The sequence below is a fragment of the Collinsella sp. LCP19S3_H3 genome (assembly GCF_052119145.1).
Classification (GTDB): Bacteria; Actinomycetota; Coriobacteriia; order Coriobacteriales; family Coriobacteriaceae; genus Collinsella.
On record NZ_JBQKFW010000002.1, the window covers coordinates 195438 to 214822 of the forward strand.

The 19385-nt window shown below is 51.6% G+C and carries 14 protein-coding genes; 3 read left to right on the forward strand and 11 right to left on the reverse strand.

Going from position 1 to position 19385, the window contains the following annotated elements:
* Positions 1-14: 14 nt before the first annotated feature.
* The 5 genes from ACTQZF_RS01855 to ACTQZF_RS01875 all read right to left on the reverse strand — a co-directional run bounded on the left by ACTQZF_RS01855 (position 15) and on the right by ACTQZF_RS01875 (position 5242).
* A complete protein-coding gene (locus ACTQZF_RS01855; protein ID WP_441554402.1) occupies positions 15-884 on the reverse strand; it encodes a LicD family protein in 870 nt (289 codons plus the stop codon).
* Between the two features lie 45 nt (positions 885-929).
* Positions 930-2249: an adenylyltransferase/cytidyltransferase family protein gene (locus ACTQZF_RS01860; RefSeq protein ID WP_441554403.1), complete on the reverse strand. Its 1320-nt coding sequence runs from the start codon at positions 2247-2249 to the stop codon at positions 930-932.
* A 20-nt stretch (positions 2250-2269) separates the two neighbouring features.
* On the reverse strand, positions 2270-3349 hold the full coding sequence (locus ACTQZF_RS01865; RefSeq protein WP_441554404.1) for a pyridoxal-phosphate-dependent aminotransferase family protein: 1080 nt from the start codon (positions 3347-3349) through the stop codon (positions 2270-2272).
* Positions 3350-3446: 97 nt separating this feature from the next.
* Positions 3447-4499, reverse strand: a complete 1053-nt coding sequence (locus ACTQZF_RS01870) for a glycosyltransferase family 2 protein (protein WP_441554405.1) — start codon at positions 4497-4499, stop codon at positions 3447-3449.
* Positions 4499-5242 carry an IspD/TarI family cytidylyltransferase gene (locus ACTQZF_RS01875; protein ID WP_441554406.1) on the reverse strand — a complete coding sequence of 248 codons (744 nt, stop codon included), beginning with the start codon at positions 5240-5242 and terminating at the stop codon, positions 4499-4501. The genes ACTQZF_RS01870 and ACTQZF_RS01875 overlap by 1 nt, the downstream gene beginning before the upstream one ends.
* Before the next feature lie 56 nt (positions 5243-5298).
* Here ACTQZF_RS01875 and ACTQZF_RS01880 point away from each other — a divergent pair, with 56 nt between their 5' ends.
* A complete protein-coding gene (locus ACTQZF_RS01880; protein WP_441554407.1) occupies positions 5299-6348 on the forward strand; it encodes an NAD-dependent epimerase/dehydratase family protein in 1050 nt (349 codons plus the stop codon).
* Positions 6349-6409: 61 nt separating this feature from the next.
* Complete coding sequence (locus ACTQZF_RS01885; RefSeq protein ID WP_441554408.1) at positions 6410-7825, forward strand: lipopolysaccharide biosynthesis protein; 1416 nt, start codon at positions 6410-6412, stop codon at positions 7823-7825.
* Between the two features lie 131 nt (positions 7826-7956).
* On the opposite strand, the gene ACTQZF_RS01890 is transcribed toward ACTQZF_RS01885, so the two are convergent.
* The 4 genes from ACTQZF_RS01890 to ACTQZF_RS01905 all read right to left on the reverse strand — a co-directional run bounded on the left by ACTQZF_RS01890 (position 7957) and on the right by ACTQZF_RS01905 (position 15950).
* On the reverse strand, positions 7957-11073 hold the full coding sequence (locus tag ACTQZF_RS01890) for an N-acetylmuramoyl-L-alanine amidase (protein WP_441554409.1): 3117 nt from the start codon (positions 11071-11073) through the stop codon (positions 7957-7959).
* Positions 11074-11434: 361 nt separating this feature from the next.
* Positions 11435-14464: a L,D-transpeptidase family protein gene (locus ACTQZF_RS01895; protein ID WP_441554410.1), complete on the reverse strand. Its 3030-nt coding sequence runs from the start codon at positions 14462-14464 to the stop codon at positions 11435-11437.
* A 254-nt stretch (positions 14465-14718) separates the two neighbouring features.
* Positions 14719-15321, reverse strand: coding sequence for an NlpC/P60 family protein (locus tag ACTQZF_RS01900; protein ID WP_441554411.1), 603 nt, complete (start codon positions 15319-15321; stop codon positions 14719-14721).
* Complete coding sequence (locus tag ACTQZF_RS01905; protein WP_441554412.1) at positions 15318-15950, reverse strand: hypothetical protein; 633 nt, start codon at positions 15948-15950, stop codon at positions 15318-15320. The genes ACTQZF_RS01900 and ACTQZF_RS01905 overlap by 4 nt, the downstream gene beginning before the upstream one ends.
* A 194-nt stretch (positions 15951-16144) precedes the next feature.
* Here ACTQZF_RS01905 and ACTQZF_RS01910 point away from each other — a divergent pair, with 194 nt between their 5' ends.
* The gene (locus ACTQZF_RS01910) at positions 16145-17395 is read left to right on the forward strand and encodes an IS256 family transposase (RefSeq protein WP_441554413.1); all 1251 of its coding nucleotides are present in this window, start codon (positions 16145-16147) and stop codon (positions 17393-17395) included.
* 77 nt (positions 17396-17472) lie between these two features.
* On the opposite strand, the gene ACTQZF_RS01915 is transcribed toward ACTQZF_RS01910, so the two are convergent.
* Positions 17473-17895, reverse strand: a complete 423-nt coding sequence (locus ACTQZF_RS01915; protein WP_441554414.1) for a hypothetical protein — start codon at positions 17893-17895, stop codon at positions 17473-17475.
* A 75-nt stretch (positions 17896-17970) separates the two neighbouring features.
* Positions 17971-19161 (reverse strand): LicD family protein, encoded by a 1191-nt coding sequence (locus ACTQZF_RS01920; protein WP_441554415.1) that lies wholly within the window; start codon positions 19159-19161, stop codon positions 17971-17973.
* Positions 19162-19385: the final 224 nt, after the last annotated feature.

The following is a 19385-nucleotide window of genomic DNA, read 5'->3' on the forward strand; positions in this document are numbered from 1 at the left end:
AATTGATCGCATCGCTAAAGCACCTCTTCATATCGTCCAAAATCAAGCTCTTTGGGAAAGTGATTCGTGCGTTTCTCGACCGGAGGAAGCTCCATATAATTTGGACCCATATGCCTGCAAACTTGTTTCTCGTACTCATGCACAAGCTTCACGCTCGTGTTTTCGAAAGGCATATCAACCAGGGGATACAATTCATCCTCGTCAACATACATGTACGTCATACCGTAATCTGTAAGAGCGGAATAGCGCTTGGTTTTTCCCCTATACTTTTTGGACAGGGCATCGTATTTCTCCCATATCCACTTCTCGCTTCCTGGAATCAAGCGCAGCGCATTACCAATAAGATAACTTGCAACATACTTGGACTTGCCCATCAAAGTGTCCTGAGTATCAAGCAAATTTTCAAAATGAACATGATAGGCAAACCATAAAATGGTAAAAAACTTGCACTGACGATGGTATTTAGCAAGTTCACCCTTATCAACGGGAATATTGTCATAGATAAACAGATCGAGGAAAAAACCGGGCTTGAATCCCGCAGACCATGCTTCATTGGTCACGAACGTCGTGCCCTTTAAAACCAGATGCGGCTTAAGGTTGTAATACTTATGCTCAAACTCGGGACCCATCAGATAATACTTGTCTGCAAGCTCCACCTTTGCATATCTTACAAATCGCTCGTAGTCATCACGCAGCATGGCTATGTCAATATCATCATCCCAAGGGATAAAGCCCTGATGACGCAATGCGCCAATTGCGGTACCGGATATTGCAAAATAATTAATCTGATGACGTGCACATAAATCTGCAAAATCCTGATAAATGCAGAGATTGATCTTATGGACCTTCTCAAGGGTCTCGCTGTCATAACATTTAGAAATCAATTTTGCTCCATGATGCTAAAACAAAAGTAGCGGTAACTATACACATTAATTGATGGTCTTCGTAAAGCGGGCACAACAAAAATGCTCAAAAATTCGAGCTATCGCGATTGACTCGTCAAGGGTTACTCCGGGCATGCGGGCACCGCGCTCCACGGCACGAGAAAAAGCAGCAAGCTGATTACGAATACCTTCACCGTCAAGCTGAAAAAAATAACGCCTGTTATTATCGGCATTCTCACGCCTAACTTCAAAATAATCAGTTTTCCACCATGGAGCCGGAACGTAGATATACCCCTCCGTTCCAGAGATGATTAACTCGCCCTCAGATTTAACCGTACGCCCCACTTTAAATGAAGCCACTGCGTTGGGATATTCAAACGAACCGCGCACAAACATATCAACGCCTTTTTGAGCGGCGTCGGTAAAGGAAACATAGCTCTCCGACGCAAAGGAGTCTCCAAGAAGCTGGACGATAGGAAGAACTGCAGTAGGAGCCCAATAATCCATCGCGCCTTGCACGGCATCGCCATCAGTACAATGGGATCGAAAACCACTCATTCCAGTGCAAGTAGCATCGACAGACACAATCCTTCCGACCGTTCCGGCCTTTGCTAGCAGGAGAAGACGCGTGTACGCCATCGCATGGGCAGTTTTAATGGCATCCATTAATACAAGACCACGTTCTTGGGCAATTTTCTGCAGCCAACGAGCCTCATCCTCAGTTTTTGCAATTGGAGACTCACATAAAACGTGAACACCGCGATGTAAGGCAGAAAAAATCTCTTGATAGTGGCCGTCGGGATGAGTGGCGAGGAAAACCGCATCACTCTGAGCGAGAATGTGCTCATAGTCCTGGCTCGAGGCATCCGTTACTCTCGAAATAACGAGCCGACCAGCTTCTTTCATCCCGTTAACAAAGGAGCTCTCCACAATATACTTATCAAGCACGGGGCCTGATCCAACAAATGCCATTTTGAGAGCTTGCCTTTTGCTTCGGATCTCGGAACTAGATATACCTGCAGTGCGATCGAGATAAACAACCCTGCAGTATTCGTTGAGGTAGTCAAAATGACCCTGCCAGTCAGAGCCAACGGTGAATATATCGATATTGTACCTACGGATATCGTCGATTTTCTGGCCTTCGTACTCCTCAACAATGATCTCATCAGCTAAGCCGGTAGCTCGAACGGCTTCCATGCGCTCTGCCAAAGGCTGTTCCACGTTGATTTTTCCACGGGCACGATCGAAGTCATCGGCGGTAACGCCAACGATAAGGTAATCGCCTAGCTCACGCGCCCGCTCCAACAGTCGAATATGACCATAGTGAAGCATGTCGTACGTGCCATATGTAATGACTTTAACCATAGTGACTCTATCCCACCGCCCTACAAAAGCCCCTTTGAGAGCATATCCTTAAGAGCAACGATCAGCACTGTATTGTCTTCAATTGAAAGGCATCCGATATGACCGACGCGGAAGATAACATCAGCAAGATCACCGCCGTTGGGGCAGACCCAAATGCTATAACGATCCTTAAGGGTTATAAAAACATCGCGCGCGGAAACATGCAGAGGCTTAAGGACGGTCACCGCATTTGAGGGTGCAGGGGAAACCTGCTCAAAAGGCATATCCGCAATGCGAGACCTAAAATCATGGGCCAGGGAAGCGACACGGTCAATCTCAGCAGAGGGGCCACCGTTATCAGCAATCAAATTGAGACGCTTATTAATCTGCAGGAGCGTTCCCACAGCAGGAGTAAACGGAGTCTGCCCACGCTCGCCGTTCTTAAGAGCAGAGCGAAGGTCAAGATACATACAGCCCGGATCGTTGGAATTAACGCGGTCGATCGCCCGAGGCGAAAGAGCAATGAGCGAGACGCCCGGCGGGCACGCAAGAGCCTTTTGCGAACCCGTAATAAACACATCGACACCAAGCTCCACCATGTTCAGAGGGTCGGCCAAAAAGGCACTGATGGCATCCATGATGTACAGAGCATTATTTCGCTTGCAAAAATCTGCAAGCATGGAGGCGTCGTACAGAACACCCGTTGAGGTTTCATGAATATTGACCAGGAGTGCCGTGTAGCCTTTTTGATCATACTGACTCAAGATTTCCTGCGTCAACGTAGTTCCAAAGGGCAAAACGATATCGTCATGGGGAACCCCATGGATATCGCAGAGCTTGGAGAAGCGCTCGCCAAAACTGCCGCCAACCACAACAAGGGCCTTATCTTTTGGCGACAACGCATTGGCAACCGCTGCCTCGAGCGATGCGGTTCCCGAGCCTGTAATAAACACCGCTCGAGAATTATCGGGCGCATCAATAAACTGAAGAAAGAGCCGCTCGTTCTGCAGCATCACGTCAGAAAACTCAGGCGTTCTAAAATACGGAACCTGTTCTGAGCCAAGGCGAAGCACCTCGGAATCGGACATCACCGGACCGACGGTAAAGTTAAGCATCGTCATTACTCCATTCAAACGAAAGCCGCGCATAGGTGCAAATATAGAGGGTTTTCTACATAAACTTACCCCATGAACTAAAACGTAATGGGCAAATAAAATATTAAGAACTAGCTTTCTCGATTCCAGCAAGCTTAGAAACATAACCCGAAAACAAAACGAACCAAAGCAAGAGCCTAAAGTAGCCGCCCATAAGCAGAGAGTACTCAATTCTATGAACAGGCAGAAGCTCTTTTCGCGTTATGAGATGATCGTACTTTAAATATACATCCCTCAGCATTCGGTACAAAGGAAGTTCAATCTCAAGGGATTTAACCTCCTTGCGCCTGACATTTACCACCTGAAACGGCATCTGGCTCACAATGCGACGAGAGAAAGCTCTCGGATTCGTACGATCAAAGCCATGGGCGACAAGATAAGACACCTCTAGAGCAAGCGCCCGATCGATACCATCAATCGTGTCGGGACTCACAGACATAGATGCGCTGTGACCCTCACGCCTAAGCCACTCATAATACGACTCTGGAATTAAGCCAATTGAACGGGCCACAGACAACACTTGCATATTAAACAAAAAATCTTCAGCCCCATGGCGGAGGGACTCATCAAATTGAATCTGATTAGCGAGCAACATGCCCCTACGATAGCATCTACACCAAACGCCATCCGATGCATAGGCCACCTTGTCATAGTTATCGGCAATTGCTTCGCCGTAAAACACGTCACGCACAGAAGGAACAGCCTCGGATTCATACAGCAGCGTCCCGTTTTCGGCATATTGCCTCAAATAACGTCCGTAGCAAATGCAGTCAATATCCCCGCCATTTACCCGGATGAAATCATGCGCCGCCTCAAGCAAACCCGGAAGATAGTGATCGTCATTGTCACAGAAAGTTACATAAGTGCCCGTTGCCTCTCTGAGCGCAACGTTTCGTGCGTGGCACATGCCACCGTTCACCAGATGAAAGGTCTTAATCCTAGAATCCGCAGCGGAAAACTCGTTACAGATCTTGCCTGAATTATCAGTTGAACCGTCATCAATGAGCAGCAACTCCCAATCGGCAAAGGATTGCTCAACGATACTTTCCACGGCTGAAGCAAGATACTTATCCGAGTTATACACGGGGACAATGATGCTGAAGAAGGGGTCTTCCATTAGCAGTCCCCCCACAGCTGTTTCATTTCCTTATAGTCAACAAAGCCCTTGTAGGAATAAAAATCACGGGGTGTTGTAATCTTAATATTATCGACAGGTCCCTCAATAGTATGAATCACATAACCATAGTCAGACATAAGGGAAATCGAGTCGATATAGTCATGGCGGCCCTTTGCACGAGCATCGAGCTGTGCGGAATAAAGATCTTTGAACATAAAGGCTTGGGGGGCGCGTGCGAGCTTACACTTGGAGCGATCCACAACGCGAGTAACGACCCCATTTTCCTCTTCGATAATCGTCTCCCCCGCCGGTGCAACCGTCGCGGTGCAGCCCCTGGTAATAACAGACTCAATACACGCATCGATGGTCTCACCATCGATAAGAGGACGTACGCCATCGTGGACCAAAACCACCGATGAATCGTTTACGGCATCATGCCTCGCAAGCCTGGCAAGGCCTTCAAAGATAGAATCCTGGCCAGTCTGGCCACCGGGAACAATATCCAACACCTTTTTAAAGCCTTCGGCGGAAACAATCTCTTTCATGCGAGAAATCCCCGATGCAACAGAAACAACGACTATTCCAGCAATCCGCGGATGTTTTTCAAAATGCTCGAGCGTGTGGGCTATAATGCTCTTTCCGCCAAGTTCGAGAAATTGCTTTGGAATGCTGGCTCCCTTCATACGAGACCCAACACCGCCAGCAAATATGACGGCGTAACAATTGTTGTATGCTGTATCCATATGATGCCAATCAATTGATTGCGGTTCCTTTTCGACTAGATTATACAGAGGTAGACATGCGTTCCAACATTCTTGACAAAGCCTTCTCTCAAATTGACAGGGATGCCTTTGAGCCCTTCGTTCATAAAAATATCCTCGTCACTGGTGCAACTGGGTTAGTTGGATCACTATTGGTAAAAGCTTTTTCCTATGCAAATGAAGCATACGGGGCTTCGGTAACCATTTATGCCGTCGTGCGCAATAAAACAAAAGCCGTGTCCGTTCTCGACGGGTACCTGTCTAATGAAATTAATCTTGTAAAGCAGGATTTGTCTAAAACTCTCACTGCCGAGCTTCCCAAAATCGACTATATCGTTCATGCAGCAGCCATCACGCAGTCAAAGATAATGGTTCAACGCCCTGTCGAGGTAATTAAAACCTCGCTTGTGAGCACGCAGGAACTGCTACGCCTTGCCCAAGCAGATTCCGCAAAAATGCTGTATATCTCCTCAATGGAGTACTATGGCACACTCCCGAAGGACACGTTGGCAACCGAAGATAAGCTGGGCTATATCGATCTATCTTCTGCTCGCTCCTGTTATCCCGAGAGCAAGCGCATGTGCGAGTGCATGTGCAATGCCTACGCACAGCAATTTGGAGTTGACGTATGTTCCGCAAGGCTCGCACAAACGTTTGGAGCCGGCGTCCTTGAAGGTGAAAATCGAGCATTCATGCAGTTTTTACGCAGCGCTCTCGCCAACGAGAACATCACCTTAAAGACCAGTGGTCTCTCGGAGACAAATTACATCAACAGCATCGACGCCATAAAGGCTATTTTGACACTCCTTGCATCAGGGATTTCCGGCGAAGCATACAATGTTGTTAACGAAGAGACCCACAGCACCATCAGAGACGTCGCACAATTGGTAATCGATAAGTTTTCGAATGGGACAAGTCGACTTGTATTCGATATCGATATGAAAAATACCAGCGGATATGCTGCCGATGTAAAGCTCAAGCTATGCGCGAAAAAGTTGGAAACCCTTGGCTGGTCACCCCAATACGGCCTCATCGACTCATTTAAGCAATTACAGTGTTACCTCAACGAACAGCAGGCGAACGGATAAAGTGATTTGCGTTGCTAGAATAACGTCAAACCGATTACAAACCGAACTCTAAGCGAGCCATATGAACTTTAAAAAAGTACTGAAAGACATCGCCTTGGCATTTTTATCCCAGGGAATTAGCACACTTTCCTCTATTGTGCTTTCCCTGGTGCTCCCCAAGCTTTTGGGCGTACGCGAATATGGCTACTGGCAGCTACTGATCTTCTACATGAGCTATGCAGGATTCATGCACTTTGGGCTCAATGATGGCCTATACCTAGAAAAGGGAGGACAAACTCGCGGAAAGATCGATAAAAAATCGGTCAACTCGCAATTTATGGTCGGCCTCCTGTTTCAGGGCATAATAGCCGTTGGCGTTTTTATTACGGCATTGATTGGCCCCTTTGAAGAAGAGCGCGCTTTTGTTCTTGCCATCTTTAGCGTAACGTTCTTGCTCACCAATGCGTCAACTCTTCTTGGGTTCGTCTTCCAAGCCATGAACGAAACGCCGCTTTTCTCGCTTTCGTGCGTCATTGAAACGCTCTCTTTATTTGCGATCTTTGTTGCACTGATGATCGCGCGCGTAAATGTGGTCGAACCTTATCTTGTGGCATATCTTATCTCAAAGGTTTTTCGCCTCGCATACTGCGTTTTTCATGCCAAGGACTTTATTAAAGCTGGTCTATATTCCCCAAAGGAATGTGTCGCCCTTTCCATACACAGCATCAATATTGGCATCAAGCTCATGATTTCAAACATCATGAGCCAACTTATCTTGGGTTGTGTTCGATTCTTCATCGATGCCAATTGGGGTATCGAAGTCTTCTCTATCGTCTCGTTCTCTATCTCCATCGCATCGCTATTCTTAACCTTCTTGTCTCAGGTAAGCATGGTATTTTTCCCCAATCTCAAGCAGACCTCCGAAGACAATCTTAAGAAGGTCTTTCTGGTTATGCGCGATGGACTTGATGTAATGCTCCCAGCCATCTATGTTCTATTTGGCCCGATCGTCGTCATCCTCACCGCATGGCTTCCGCAGTATGCCAAAAGCCTTGAGTTGTTCTCGATCTTGTTTCCCATCTGCGTTTTTGACGGCAAGATGGACATAGTGGGCACTACGTTCTTTAAGGTGCTGAGGCAAGAAAAACAGCTGCTCAAGATTAACATTGTCGCCTTTGCCACGAGTGCCGTTATCACCATTGCCGGAACATATGTCTTCCATTCTGTTGAATTTACGCTCACCGGTGTCATGCTCATCTTGGGCATCCGAAGCACTTATTCCGAGCTCAAGATCACCAAGATTTTGGGCGTCGAAACAACACGTCTAGGCTTTATGGCGCTCGTGCTGAGTGCGGCCTTCGTTGTCATCGCTCAAGTTGCATCGCCGCTTGCTGCGAGCCTCGCATTCTGCATAATCTATCTGGCCTACTTGTGTCTTAACAAAAAGCACCTGCAGTCCATTTTGCAGGCCGCAAGCAAGCTCAAAAAGGCAGCCTAGCCTCCACAGAGTTAAAGCTCGGTTTAAGTGAGTTAATTCAACCCGCCTCAATGCGCGCAAAAACCATGTCAGTGCTTGCATTGAGGCGGACTCTTCAAATTACGTTTCTGTGTATCCCAAAGGCCAAAGAGTTAGAACCGAGCGATAATACCCATGATGTTCTGCCCGTAGGTGGTACCGGGGACAGCCCATTTACCATTCAAGTCTGTAATGAGCGGAGCACAGCCGCGCTTAACAAGATGGAATCGCGGGTCAACGCAAGGCTTGTTGAGCTTATCCGTACATGCATAGGCCTTAAGATGCTGAACCTGAGCGCGAATGCCTTCGGCAACATTCTTAAACGTTGCGCCGCCAGTCTGAGCATTAACCGCACCAATGCCCGCAAAGTTACACTGAGAGGCCTTAACGGAGCCACCAAAGCTCAGCCAACCGGTCTCGAGCATAGCCTGCGCAAATACGACATCGGCGCGCACGCCCTCCGCTTCGGCCTCATTCACAACAATCTGCGCAAACGCATCGATAGTGGAAGCGCCCTTAGAGGCATAGACATTCGAGGGATAGGATCGGCCCGTGCGTTTATAAGCCGCCGCCATTTGCGCAGCTGTAGCAGTCGATTTTCCCATAATCTTATCGGTGCTCGTAGCCGATTCTTTGATCCTAAAGGGCGTAGCGATAGAACCAGGGGCGGCACCACCCTTGCGGACGAGCTTTATCTGAACAGCCTGAGCAGCCCTGCCGAAACCCTGCGACCCGGCACTCTCGCCATTCTTTGCCCAGCCAAGCCAACCAAAGTTGGCGGAATGGACACGATAATAGACATCGTACGTCTGAGCTGCTTCACCCGTAAGCTTTATCTGCAGGGCCTCAATTGCCAAGCCCCTACCCGTGGTTCCTGCCGTGCCTGTAGTCCAATTTTGCCAACCGATATTGGCAACGTGTGCACGCACCTGCACCGAAGACGACATCGCCCAACTGCCCAATGAAACATTCAGCGCTTCCATGCGCAGGCTACGACCAGTCGTGCCGGCCGTCGCGCCGTCGCGAACCTTATTTTGCCAGCCAATGTTTTGGACATGCGCGTTGTAAATAACAAGCGGTGTCTTAAATGCCTCACCCGATGTGCTGGGCGCCGCGGAACCCTTTTTAACGAGTCTGACCTCAATAGCCTCGGCCGCATAGCTATACCCCTGCGAACCAGCCTTCTCGCCGTTTTTTGCCCAACCAAGCCATCCGATATTGGCGACGTGCGCGCGGTAGTAGATATCGTACTTAGCCGCAAGATCGCCCGTAAGGCGCAAGCAAATCGCCTCCATGCGCTTACTCTTGCCCGTAGTACCGCTCACAGCGCCAGTATCTACCCAGTTCTGCCAACCAATGTCTTGAACATGAGCCCTGGCCTGAATGCCGCCACCGATGCCCTTGTTAACAAACGAAAACTTTACGGCCTCCAGCGGGAGACTGTGTCCAGTCGTGCCAATGACGACGCTCTTTCCCTCAGCGGCCTTTTGCTGAGCCATCCAGCCAATCCTGCTCACGTGTGCCTGAGCAGCAAGCTCAACAGGGTCGTTACCGTGATCGAAAAAGGAATTTGCCGTTGCGCCCGGAGCACTCGAGCCCTTAGGGACAATGACGACCTCGAGTGCCTGAGCAGACCTCCCATAGCCAAAGCTACCGGCACTCGATCCGTTTTTAGTCCAGCCGAGCCAACCAAAGTTGGCGGAATGCACACGATACCAGATGTCATATTTATTTGCCGCAGCGCCGGTCAACTTAAGCTGCACGGCTTGGAGCGATTTGCCCTTACCGGCAGCGCAGGCCTCTTGACCGTCAGTTTTCCAATCTTGCCAAGCACCGTCAACGTTTGCGCGATAGGCAACGCCGCCATACTGGGCGACCGAATTAAGGGCAGACACCTTAAAGGACTGAAGCCCCAGGCTTTTACCCGTAGTGCCCGCGACCTTTTTGTCGTAAACAGTGCTCTCCCAGCCAAGATTGGAGACATAGGCCGTAACACCAACCGTCGCATTTGCGCGGGCAGCCTTGTCCTTAACGAGGTTGTATTGCTCGGCTACTCCCCTAGCGTCCGAAACGCCCAGCTTATATCTAAACGAATCATCGGCAAGACGAGCGGCATCCTCTTTGTTTGTAACAAATGCATGCTCGACGATAATACCCGGAATGTTATAGGTACGGGCGGTGCGGATGACGCTGTAGTAGTCCTTCATGCTGCCATCGGGGTATTTGTTAGCGCCACTCGAATCCTGTCCCCAATCACGAGACTTAACGCCACGATATGTAAGCCCCAGGCTTGCCAGCTGACGCACGATTTTGGTGCCCAGCTCTTCGCCCTCCTTATGAACGTGGTTGTTATAGGAGCTGTTATTGGGAACCCAAACCTCGCAACCGCCCGCATTGGAAGCGGCGGAATTAACATGGACGCTAATAAACACGTCTGCACCAACACTGGCGGCACGTTGTACGCGTTTCTCGAGACCCGGCTCTTCACCATTGGTCGTAAGATACGGCGTCACGCCCGTGTAGGTAGAAAGCTCATCCTTAAAGTGATTGGCGATGCTCCAGTTAACGTCGCGCTCAACGACGCCATTTGCACAGGCGCCTGGGTCGTTTCCGCCGTGACCGGGATCAATGGCAACCACGAGATAGTTTTCCCTATAATCGCGAGCTGCTGCACGACCAGCATCGCCAGCATCATCGACGTCGCAGACCGCAACATCGGACGAGCTATCAGCGAGAGACAAAGCCTCCTCGACAGAATCGGCCGACTCAAGTGAACCGTCCTCGTTGATGACCACGGCGGATACGTCGTCACCGTCGGGATCAGTTAGAGAATCTTTAACATCCGAAGAGACAACTTCAAACGAATAGGTGTTTTGAGACACCTCGTCATCCTCAAACGAGACATAAAACGTTTCGCCGCCAGAAAGCGTGTAGGTCATATCGCGAAGCGTATAGCGAAGCGCCTGGCTCTGTTCGTCGAAAGACCCAGCAAACCTGACGGCATTGCCGGCGCAATCAGACGCCAAAATGACATGCGAAGTGCCCTCGGAGTCGACAAGCGTGGCACAAGCGTCATCGATAGTAACGCCGGCATCCTTAAGGGCAATAGCGAGATTCCACTGTTCCCCAAGAGACACCAGGGAATTCTCGACGTAAACAAAGTCAACGACATCGAGTGAAACCTGTGTGGGTTTAGCCTGGGCAATTGCCGATTCGTCTTCGGTTGGCATCTCCGCGTCGTTGGACCCTGGATTAGATTGAGAGTCAATCACGACCTCGTTAGAAGCCGATGCACCTTCCCCAACCGACGCATCGATCTGACTGTCATCCAAAGATGCGTCAGCCGTGCCAACATTGATATCTGAGGTGGTAGCTCCTTCTGCATAAACGCAAACGGGACACAGCATGGGCTGAATGGTAAGCAAAGCAGACAATAAGAGAACAGCAAAGCGTTTAAGCATATTTCCCCCTTTATTCGTGTGTTTCTATTCTACGTTACATAGGGTTGAATTCCCAAATCTCGCAACAAAAAACGGAGGTCCCAAGAGACCTCCGCTACAAGGAGCACAATCTGCAATTGCGGAAACCGTGCTAGTAGATAACAACCTTACTGCCAATGGGAACATTATCCCAAACCCACTTGGCGCGATCGAGCAAAAGTCGAACACAGCCGTGTGAAATGTGCATTCCCATTCGATCATCCATGACCCTAAACGTGCCTTGATAGTACGTACCGGAGTGGATGAGGTAGTCGCCATAGAACTGCGTGTAGTAATAGCAGGTATAGCCGTTGCCAAAGGAATATCCCTTACCAGTTACCGAATATTCGCCCGCAGGCGTCGGCGTACCCGGGGCACCCGTAGAGCACGCCCAGTGTTGGGCGTAACGCCACGAACCACGAGCACCGCGGAAAACACCCAGGCGGCAATTGGTGCGATCGACCATAACGAGCCAACCCGTTTTACTGGAATACCAGTTAGCGCGATTGAGCATAGAACGCATCTCATACGACATGGCGGGCTGATCGGTAAACGGATAGCTCGTGGAACCAGGGGCACCAGCACCCTTAGGGACAATCTTAACCTGAAGCGATTCGAGACGATATCCAACCTTGGAAGTTCCTGCCGGTTGTCCGTTGCAGGTCCACCCCATCCATCCATAATCCTGGCAATACGCCCTATACCAGACGTCGAAGTACTTGGCCATATTGCCGGTCAGCCTAATCTTGACCGCTTCGACACGCCTGGACTGACCAACAGTACCTGAGACCTCTCCTCCAGAAACCCAGTTTTGCCAGCCGATACCCTGGACATGAGAGGAACACTCAATGCCGCCCGAAACCTCTCCCGAAACACAAAGCTTAAGTGCCTCGATGCCGAGCGACCTACCGCTCGTGCCCGCAACGCCACCGTTGCCTACAGGGTTCATCCAGCCAATGTTAGAAACATGCGCCTGAACCGAAAACGCAGGATTCGTTACGCACGGGGGTTCGCTCGAAGATGGAGCCGAATCTCCCTTGGCAACAAGCTTAATCTGAATGGCTTCGGCCTGAAGCCCCAAACCGGTGGTACCAGCGGAAGAACCGTTATTTGCCCAGCCGAGCCAGCCGTAACGGGCTGAGTGCACACGATAGTAGATATCGTATTTATTTGCAGCCGAACCCGTTAGTCGAAGTTGAACAGCCTGAATGGCCTTGTTTTGACCCACGGTTCCCGCATATGAAGAGGAGACCCAATTTTGCCAGCCGTTGTTTGCGACATGAGCCTTAACCTCGAGGCCAGAATCGTCGCCAATATTTGAAAGTGAAACGTTTAGCGCCTGAAGGGACAACGACTCGCCCGTAATGCCAGCCGTGTCGCCGTCGCTAACGGTATTGCCCCAACCTTGATTGGCAGAATGAGCCTGATAGATGACATGCGGCGAATTCGAGGCCACTTCCGCGACAAAGGGACTCCCTACCGAACCGGGTTCCGCGGCGCCCTTGTTAAGGATTCGAATCTCGAGGGCAATAAGATAAGAGCCGGTTACAGACGAACCGGAGTCTGCACCATTACAGGCCCAATCAAGCCAGCCGCCCTTTGAATCGCAACAACGATACCAGATGTCGTACGAATTCGAAAGCATGCCCGAAAGTTGCATCCTGACGCCCTTAAGAGCGCGTCCGTTATTTATCGCATTGAGTTGGGCGCCGTCTGCTACGGCCTGCGTCCATCCGCCATATTCATAAAGCCCGGCGTAGCAAACAGAACCAGCCAAATCCTGATTTTCGATGTTAATCGCCAGCGACCCCAAAGCCGCTTTGCCCTTTTCCGATCCCAGCACGACAGTCTTACCACTCTTGGACCCCAGACTTTTACGATTAAGGTTAAGCGCGCTCACGCGCAGAGAATCAACATCACCGACAAATCGACCGTCGGTGCTTCCGGGCGCTTTGTCACCCTTTGCGACCAACCTAACCTGTATGCCTTGTATCGCAGCGCTCTTACCAGCAGAACCGGCGGACGAACCGTTAGAAGCCCAACCAAGCCAGCCACCGAGTTTGGAAGAATAGACGCGATACCATACGTCATACGAATTGGCAGCTTCGCCACTCAACTTAAACTGAAAGGCTTCGACAGCCTTCGAGCGGCCTGTGGTCCCGGCGGTTCCTGTGGTCCAATTTTGCCAACCAATACCGGCAACATGGGCACGCGAAGAGATCTGGCCTTTGTGGCCATACCAATTGACGCGAGCTTCCAGCGCCTCGATAGCATTTGAACCGCCGGCATATCCAGACGTCTTTCCGTCAGACACATTGCCCATCCAACCAACATTGGATACATGAGTGCGGTATGTCACCGAAGGAGGCTCGGCAGTCCTATCCTTAAACGCCACTGTTTGCTGCGGCGCATCGGCTGAACCCTTGGGCAGTACCTTGATCTGCAGCGCTTCTGCACGGCGAGCATACCCCTGAGAGCCAGCGGGCTCACCGTTCTTCGCCCAACCAAGCCAACCAAAATTGGCGGAATGCACGCGATACCAGATGTCGTAACTAGCAGAAAGCTCATCAGAAAGCTTGATCTTAAGAGCCTCGATAGCACGCGACTGCCCCGTAGTGCCAGATACCTGGCAGTTACCCGCTGGCTGAACCTCCCAACCGATACCAGAAATATGCGACTGAACCGAAATGCTGCTATTGGGAAGTTCCTCACCGTCCTTGGAGAGCAAGCTTACGCAAATGGCCTCGATGCGTTTGGAGCGACCCGTGGTACCTGCCGTTGCACCGTCACAAACCGAGCGCTGCCAGCCTATGTCTTGGACGTGAGCGGCATACGAAACGCTGTCGACACTAACGGTCGAGACCGAAGCCATATCATTTTGGACAGACTCACGGGGGACTTCGGGCGAAGACGCAACCTCCCCTGCTTCAGAATCCTCCTCGGCAATCATCTGATCGATAGTCTGCGAACCGTCAATTGTCTCGCTCGAATTGCCCAACTGATCAACGTGGTCACTCGATTCTAAGGAGGGTGACGGCTGGGCATTTGCAACCTCTGCCCAAACAGAAATCGGCGAAAGCAGGCTTTGCAAAGCCATAAGCGTCGATAGCGTCATAACAAACGCCAGGCGTATCTTTCTCATTGTATTCCCCTTACAACAGATAGCTCTAAGACCATTATCCTCCGATACCCGAGTGTCAGCCCAACAAAAGGGCTAAATGGTCATCAATCGGTTTTGAGTGGGGAAAGAGCGTGCATATTGGACGGCAATTCTAATGCTAAAACCCAGATGAACCGCTTAAGAGGCCCATGCAGAATAGGTTAAAGCCTAAACCCAAACGCCCAATACAAATAACGGGGACCAAATAGGGGTCCCCGCAAACAAAGCGATGTCAATTATGAAAAAGGTCTTCCTGCACCAATGGGCACGCCAGGGGCGTAAACCGAACGCTGTGTCACGCCAATACCAGGCCACGAATCGATAATCTGGCCATTACCAATGTAGATGCCGATGTGGCCTCGATAGTAGACAACGTCGCCGCGTTGCATTTTAGAGGTGCTCACCGGCATAAACGTGTTGTTACGATACCAGTTCATAGAGTTATACGTTTGCTCAGGCAGCCAACGGTGGTTGTACAGGTTATACCAGCCCATATCCATACCCGTGACATAGAGGCACTGGAGCACCAAGTCAGAACAATCGACGGCATCCCCAGGTAGCGATAACCACGGTTTAATATAGCATGTGCCCTTGTACTCGTACGCACGCCGAACAAACGCATTGATGCAATCCTGGCGCGTTGCGTTATATCGAATGCGAGATGGCGTCACGTACGTAAAGTATCCCTTGCAGTACGAAGGCAGCTTAACCGTATTACAGCTCACCTTGGGATAGCGTCCCGGCGTCTGATATCCGATATAGCGAGGCGTATCAAAATAGGAGCCCGACGTGGACCCAGGTGCCGAAGACCCTTTGGGCTTAATCAGAATCTGGATCACCTGAACGCCAGACCGTAGCCGGTCGATCCAGCCTCCCCGTCATCACAAGTCCAGTCAAGCCAGCCAAAATTGGCAAAATGAATGCGATACCAAATCGAATAGCCAGAAGAAAGTTCATCCGAAAGTCTGATCTTCACAGCTTCAATTGCCTTAGACTTGCCGGTCGTTCCGGCCTGGGCATCATTGCCAACAGCATTAACCCAACCGATGCCGGCAACATGCGCCTCAACGGAGATCGCATTTGTAGCAAGCAGCTTACCGTTAGCGCAAAGTCTAACCTTAAGGGCCTCCATATTGAGCGACTTGCCTGTGGCGCCCGCAGTCTTGCCGGCATCGACGTAACCCATCCAACCCTTGTTTTGAACATAGGCCGTGTAGGAGAGGATAGGCGCAGCCGCCTTGGCAGCCTCAGATGTCGAAACATCGTCAGAAATCGATGATTCCGAGGCCGTCTCCACCACAGCATCGGGACCAGCCTCGGCCGCAGCGGTATCTTGATCCGGCTCGGAAACGTCAGGCAGAGCAGAGGCAGCCTGCTCCGCAACCGCGACATTCTGTGCAAACTGCGTCTCACCTGTATCGTCGGCAAGCGAAAGCTGAGGAGTCAAAAACACAAGCAATGCAAACAAGCAAGCAGCGAACACCTTGGACCAGCGTCTATCGTTCTTAGGCGATCGCGTCGAAAATGTTGGTGTAAGGATGACGCCCTAGCGCCCGTTTAACGAAGAACGGCCTTCGTCCTAGAATCTGAAATCACCACAACAACAGGTTCTAGGAAAGGACGAAGACCGCTACGGAAATCTTATCAGACCCGACGCCGGACATGCTCGCCATGCCCCGTTTCGACGACGGCGCCATCGACATGCAGGAGCTGCTCCGCAGACTCGCCGAGCAAGTCGTGAATGCAGTGATGGACGCCGAGGCCGACCAGCTGTGCGGGGGCGGGGCGAACAGCCGCAACGGCTACCGGGAGCGCGGCCTCGCCGCCTGCGTCGGCACGCTGACGCTGCGCATCCCCAAACTGCGCTCCGGCAGCTTCTTCCCGGAGGACGTGCTCGAGCGCCACCGGCGCGTCGACCGCGCCCTCGTCGCCGCCGTCGCCGAGATGTACGCCACGGGCACCAGCGCCCGCAGGGTGCAGAGGGCGGCCGAGAAGATGGGCGTCTCCAGGCTCTCGAAGGACCAGGTGAGCGCCATCGCGTCGAGCCTGGACGCAGACATCGAGGCGCTCTGCGCAAGGCCCCTCGACGGCACGCCGGTGCCCTACGTCTGGCTCGACGCCATCTACGTCAAGTGCCGCCGCGGGGGCCGCGGCGACGCCGCCGTCGTGGTCACCGCCATCGGCTGCGATGCGGGCGGCTGGAGGCGCGTCCTGGGCGTCGACGTGGTTGACACCGAGTCCTACGACTCGTGGCTCGCCTTCCTGCGGGCTATCCGCTCGCGCGTGGCGGCGGGCGTGGGGCTCGTCGTCTCGGACGCCCACCCGGGGCTCGTCCGCGCGCTCGGCGAGGTCTTCCGGGGCGCCGCGCGGCAGCGCTGCGCGGTCCACCTCATGCGCGACCGCATGCGCGAGGCCGGCTCCTGGCAGCTCAGGCGCCGCGTGGGCAGGGTCGTGTCGCAGGTGTTCCGCGGGCGCGACGCCGCCACCGTGACGGCCATGTACCACGCGGCGCGCGACATGCTGGAGGGGTGCTGCCCGAGGGCGGCGGCGATCCTCGAGGAGGCCGAGCCCGACGCCCTGGCCTACCTCGACTTCCCGCCGACCCACTGGAAGCGCCTGCGCACCAACAACGTGCAGGAGAGGACCAACCGGGAGATAAAGCGCAGGTCGCGCGTCGTGCAGGTGTTCCCCTCCACGGGCTCGCTGGTGCGGATCGCGGGCGCGGTCATGTGCGAGCAGGACGAGATGTGGCAGGAGTCGAGGTACTTCTCGGAGGCAAAGATGGGCGAGCTCTACGACGAGGGCCGCACGCGCGGGATCGACGGGACGGTCGACTGGGCGCGGCTGGAGGCGGAGTCCAGGAAGATGACCGAATCGGGTCTCGAGCTTGCGGACAGGACCGAGGCGGCATAGGATATCAACCGTGTTCCAGGTTCCAGGACGCCGGGCCGACTCGCTTCGGATAGGGCGCTACACCAACTTTCTCGACACTACCCCTTAACTAAAGTCGCGGTAGTCGATTCCTCGGAGGATACAGAGAAACCAATAAGGTCAAAATTCTCCAGACAGACACTAATGGCCAGCGTGCCCGATCCATTCTCAGGAGAAAAAGGAACCTGTTTAATTTGTACCGGTTCGGGCGACCCATGTTCTACGCCAAAAATGCGTACAATCCCCGATCCACCAAGAACCAAATTCAGGCAGACCTCATCAAGCCCCGCGTATTGTCTCCATTTCAAGGCAGAAAATCCGTTGACATACGTCATAAAGTCAACGGTTCCATCTACCTGCAGGCTACCCCCCGGAAGGATGCGCACAGCGCTGCCACGTTCAATCCGATAATAGATCTCCAAATGGGAAGCCGCGTGGTCATCGATACGGCCCTGAGCACTGCTGAATATCGCGAAAGCCATTGAACTCGGACACCGGGACCGACATGGATTCCGGTGCCTATTCTTGCTAGCGGTTCACTCAACGGCGCCACAATACTACCGATTGCATTTGTCAACAAAACTTGCCATCGCAGAGCGAACATCGGGATCAGACAAAACGTCCTTAGCAAAATGGTCATGTCCGCAGATGTCCATAGGCATATACGGCCAACCAGGATAACAGTCTTCAGCAACCTTTTCAGCCTTCGCGGGAACCGAAAAGGAGAAATGGTCAAACGGGTGCTTTACAACGGGAATGATATCACTACGGTCCCAGATAATCCTACGTTTAGGGGCGTCAAAAATGTTATCAATCGCGTATGCGAAATCACCAACAGGTTCGTCAATCAACAAACCGAAATCGTGAGCCTTTTTGTTAAACGAATCGAAGACCCCTTGGACGAGATCGATCTCGGCAGAAGAAATAACCGTTCTTTGAGCCTCCAAGTCAACATCTCCGCTTTGTACGCAAAACCCGCTGTCGGGATGAACCATCCAGGGATTATCCTTCCAAAAACTAAACTCACGCTCGTTATTGTCAAAGAATTCCATTAGCTCAATTCTGAGCTGTCTAAGCTGATCGTTCGAACGCTTAGAGCTATCAGCTGCCCAATCATAAATCGAAATATCAACAAAACAAGGTATAAGCGGATTAGTTGAACAAAAGCGAACTTGGCGACACTTTACAAACCAGTCGAATACAAGAGTGATTTGAAAATTAGGATCATCCTTTAAAGCAAGGGCGAGTCTTTCGATGTCAGACCTTATCATGCAGATATCAATGTCATCGTCCCAAGGAATAAAACCCGATCGAGACAGGGTCCCCACAAGAGAGCCGTAAGAAAGCCAGTATTGAATTTTATTGGCAGTACAAATCGCGTCCAGTTTACTCATCAACGCCGCGTTTGCCTGCTGCATCAATCGAATATCGCCCTCGGCATCGGGTAACGCATCAAAGATTTTGCAACGGAGTTCAAACGGGGTGAGATCGGGGTACGCGCGCCGTGCAAGCAATTCAAAGCGAAGGCTCATCTGTTCTGACAAACTTTGCTGGCGCTGCTTGAGCAGTTCGATTTCTGGAAATAATCGAGTATCGAATTTGTAATTGATATTCATATTGATGCCATTATCGGCCTGCTCAATACGCGCGAAAACCTCATCAAAACGACGGTCCATGTCCTCATGCATGGCATGCAATGATCTAGAGGAGCCGGGAAGAAGCATTTTAATTTTTGAAAGTAGGGACATGGCTTTACCTTCCCAATGTCAAACAACAAACGATGCACTGCCGCGTATATGATACAAAAGAATGAGTGGACTCCACATTGAAACCCACTCACACGAAGAACGCAGCGACTTCTCCTTGATTATCAACTTTATCCGAACACCTCCCACATTCATCCGTACATGTGCGGATGAATGTGGGAACCCGATACCCTGAGGGCCGGATCGGCCGGCCCCGGGAGATCGGA

Excerpts from the sequence above, each read along its gene's own strand:
- ACTQZF_RS01860 (WP_441554403.1), bottom strand. The coding sequence starts at position 2,249 with ATGGTTAAAGTCATTACATATGGCACGTACGACATGCTTCACTATGGT.
- ACTQZF_RS01865 (WP_441554404.1), bottom strand. The coding sequence starts at position 3,349 with ATGACGATGCTTAACTTTACCGTCGGTCCGGTGATGTCCGATTCCGAG.
- ACTQZF_RS01870 (WP_441554405.1), bottom strand. The coding sequence starts at position 4,499 with ATGGAAGACCCCTTCTTCAGCATCATTGTCCCCGTGTATAACTCGGAT.
- ACTQZF_RS01875 (WP_441554406.1), bottom strand. The coding sequence starts at position 5,242 with ATGGATACAGCATACAACAATTGTTACGCCGTCATATTTGCTGGCGGT.
- ACTQZF_RS01880 (WP_441554407.1), top strand. The coding sequence starts at position 5,299 with ATGCGTTCCAACATTCTTGACAAAGCCTTCTCTCAAATTGACAGGGAT.
- ACTQZF_RS01885 (WP_441554408.1), top strand. The coding sequence starts at position 6,410 with ATGAACTTTAAAAAAGTACTGAAAGACATCGCCTTGGCATTTTTATCC.
- ACTQZF_RS01890 (WP_441554409.1), bottom strand. The coding sequence starts at position 11,073 with ATGCCAACCGAAGACGAATCGGCAATTGCCCAGGCTAAACCCACACAG.
- ACTQZF_RS01895 (WP_441554410.1), bottom strand. The coding sequence starts at position 14,464 with ATGAGAAAGATACGCCTGGCGTTTGTTATGACGCTATCGACGCTTATG.
- ACTQZF_RS01910 (WP_441554413.1), top strand. The coding sequence starts at position 16,145 with ATGCTCGCCATGCCCCGTTTCGACGACGGCGCCATCGACATGCAGGAG.
- ACTQZF_RS01915 (WP_441554414.1), bottom strand. The coding sequence starts at position 17,895 with ATGGCTTTCGCGATATTCAGCAGTGCTCAGGGCCGTATCGATGACCAC.
- ACTQZF_RS01920 (WP_441554415.1), bottom strand. The coding sequence starts at position 19,161 with ATGTCCCTACTTTCAAAAATTAAAATGCTTCTTCCCGGCTCCTCTAGA.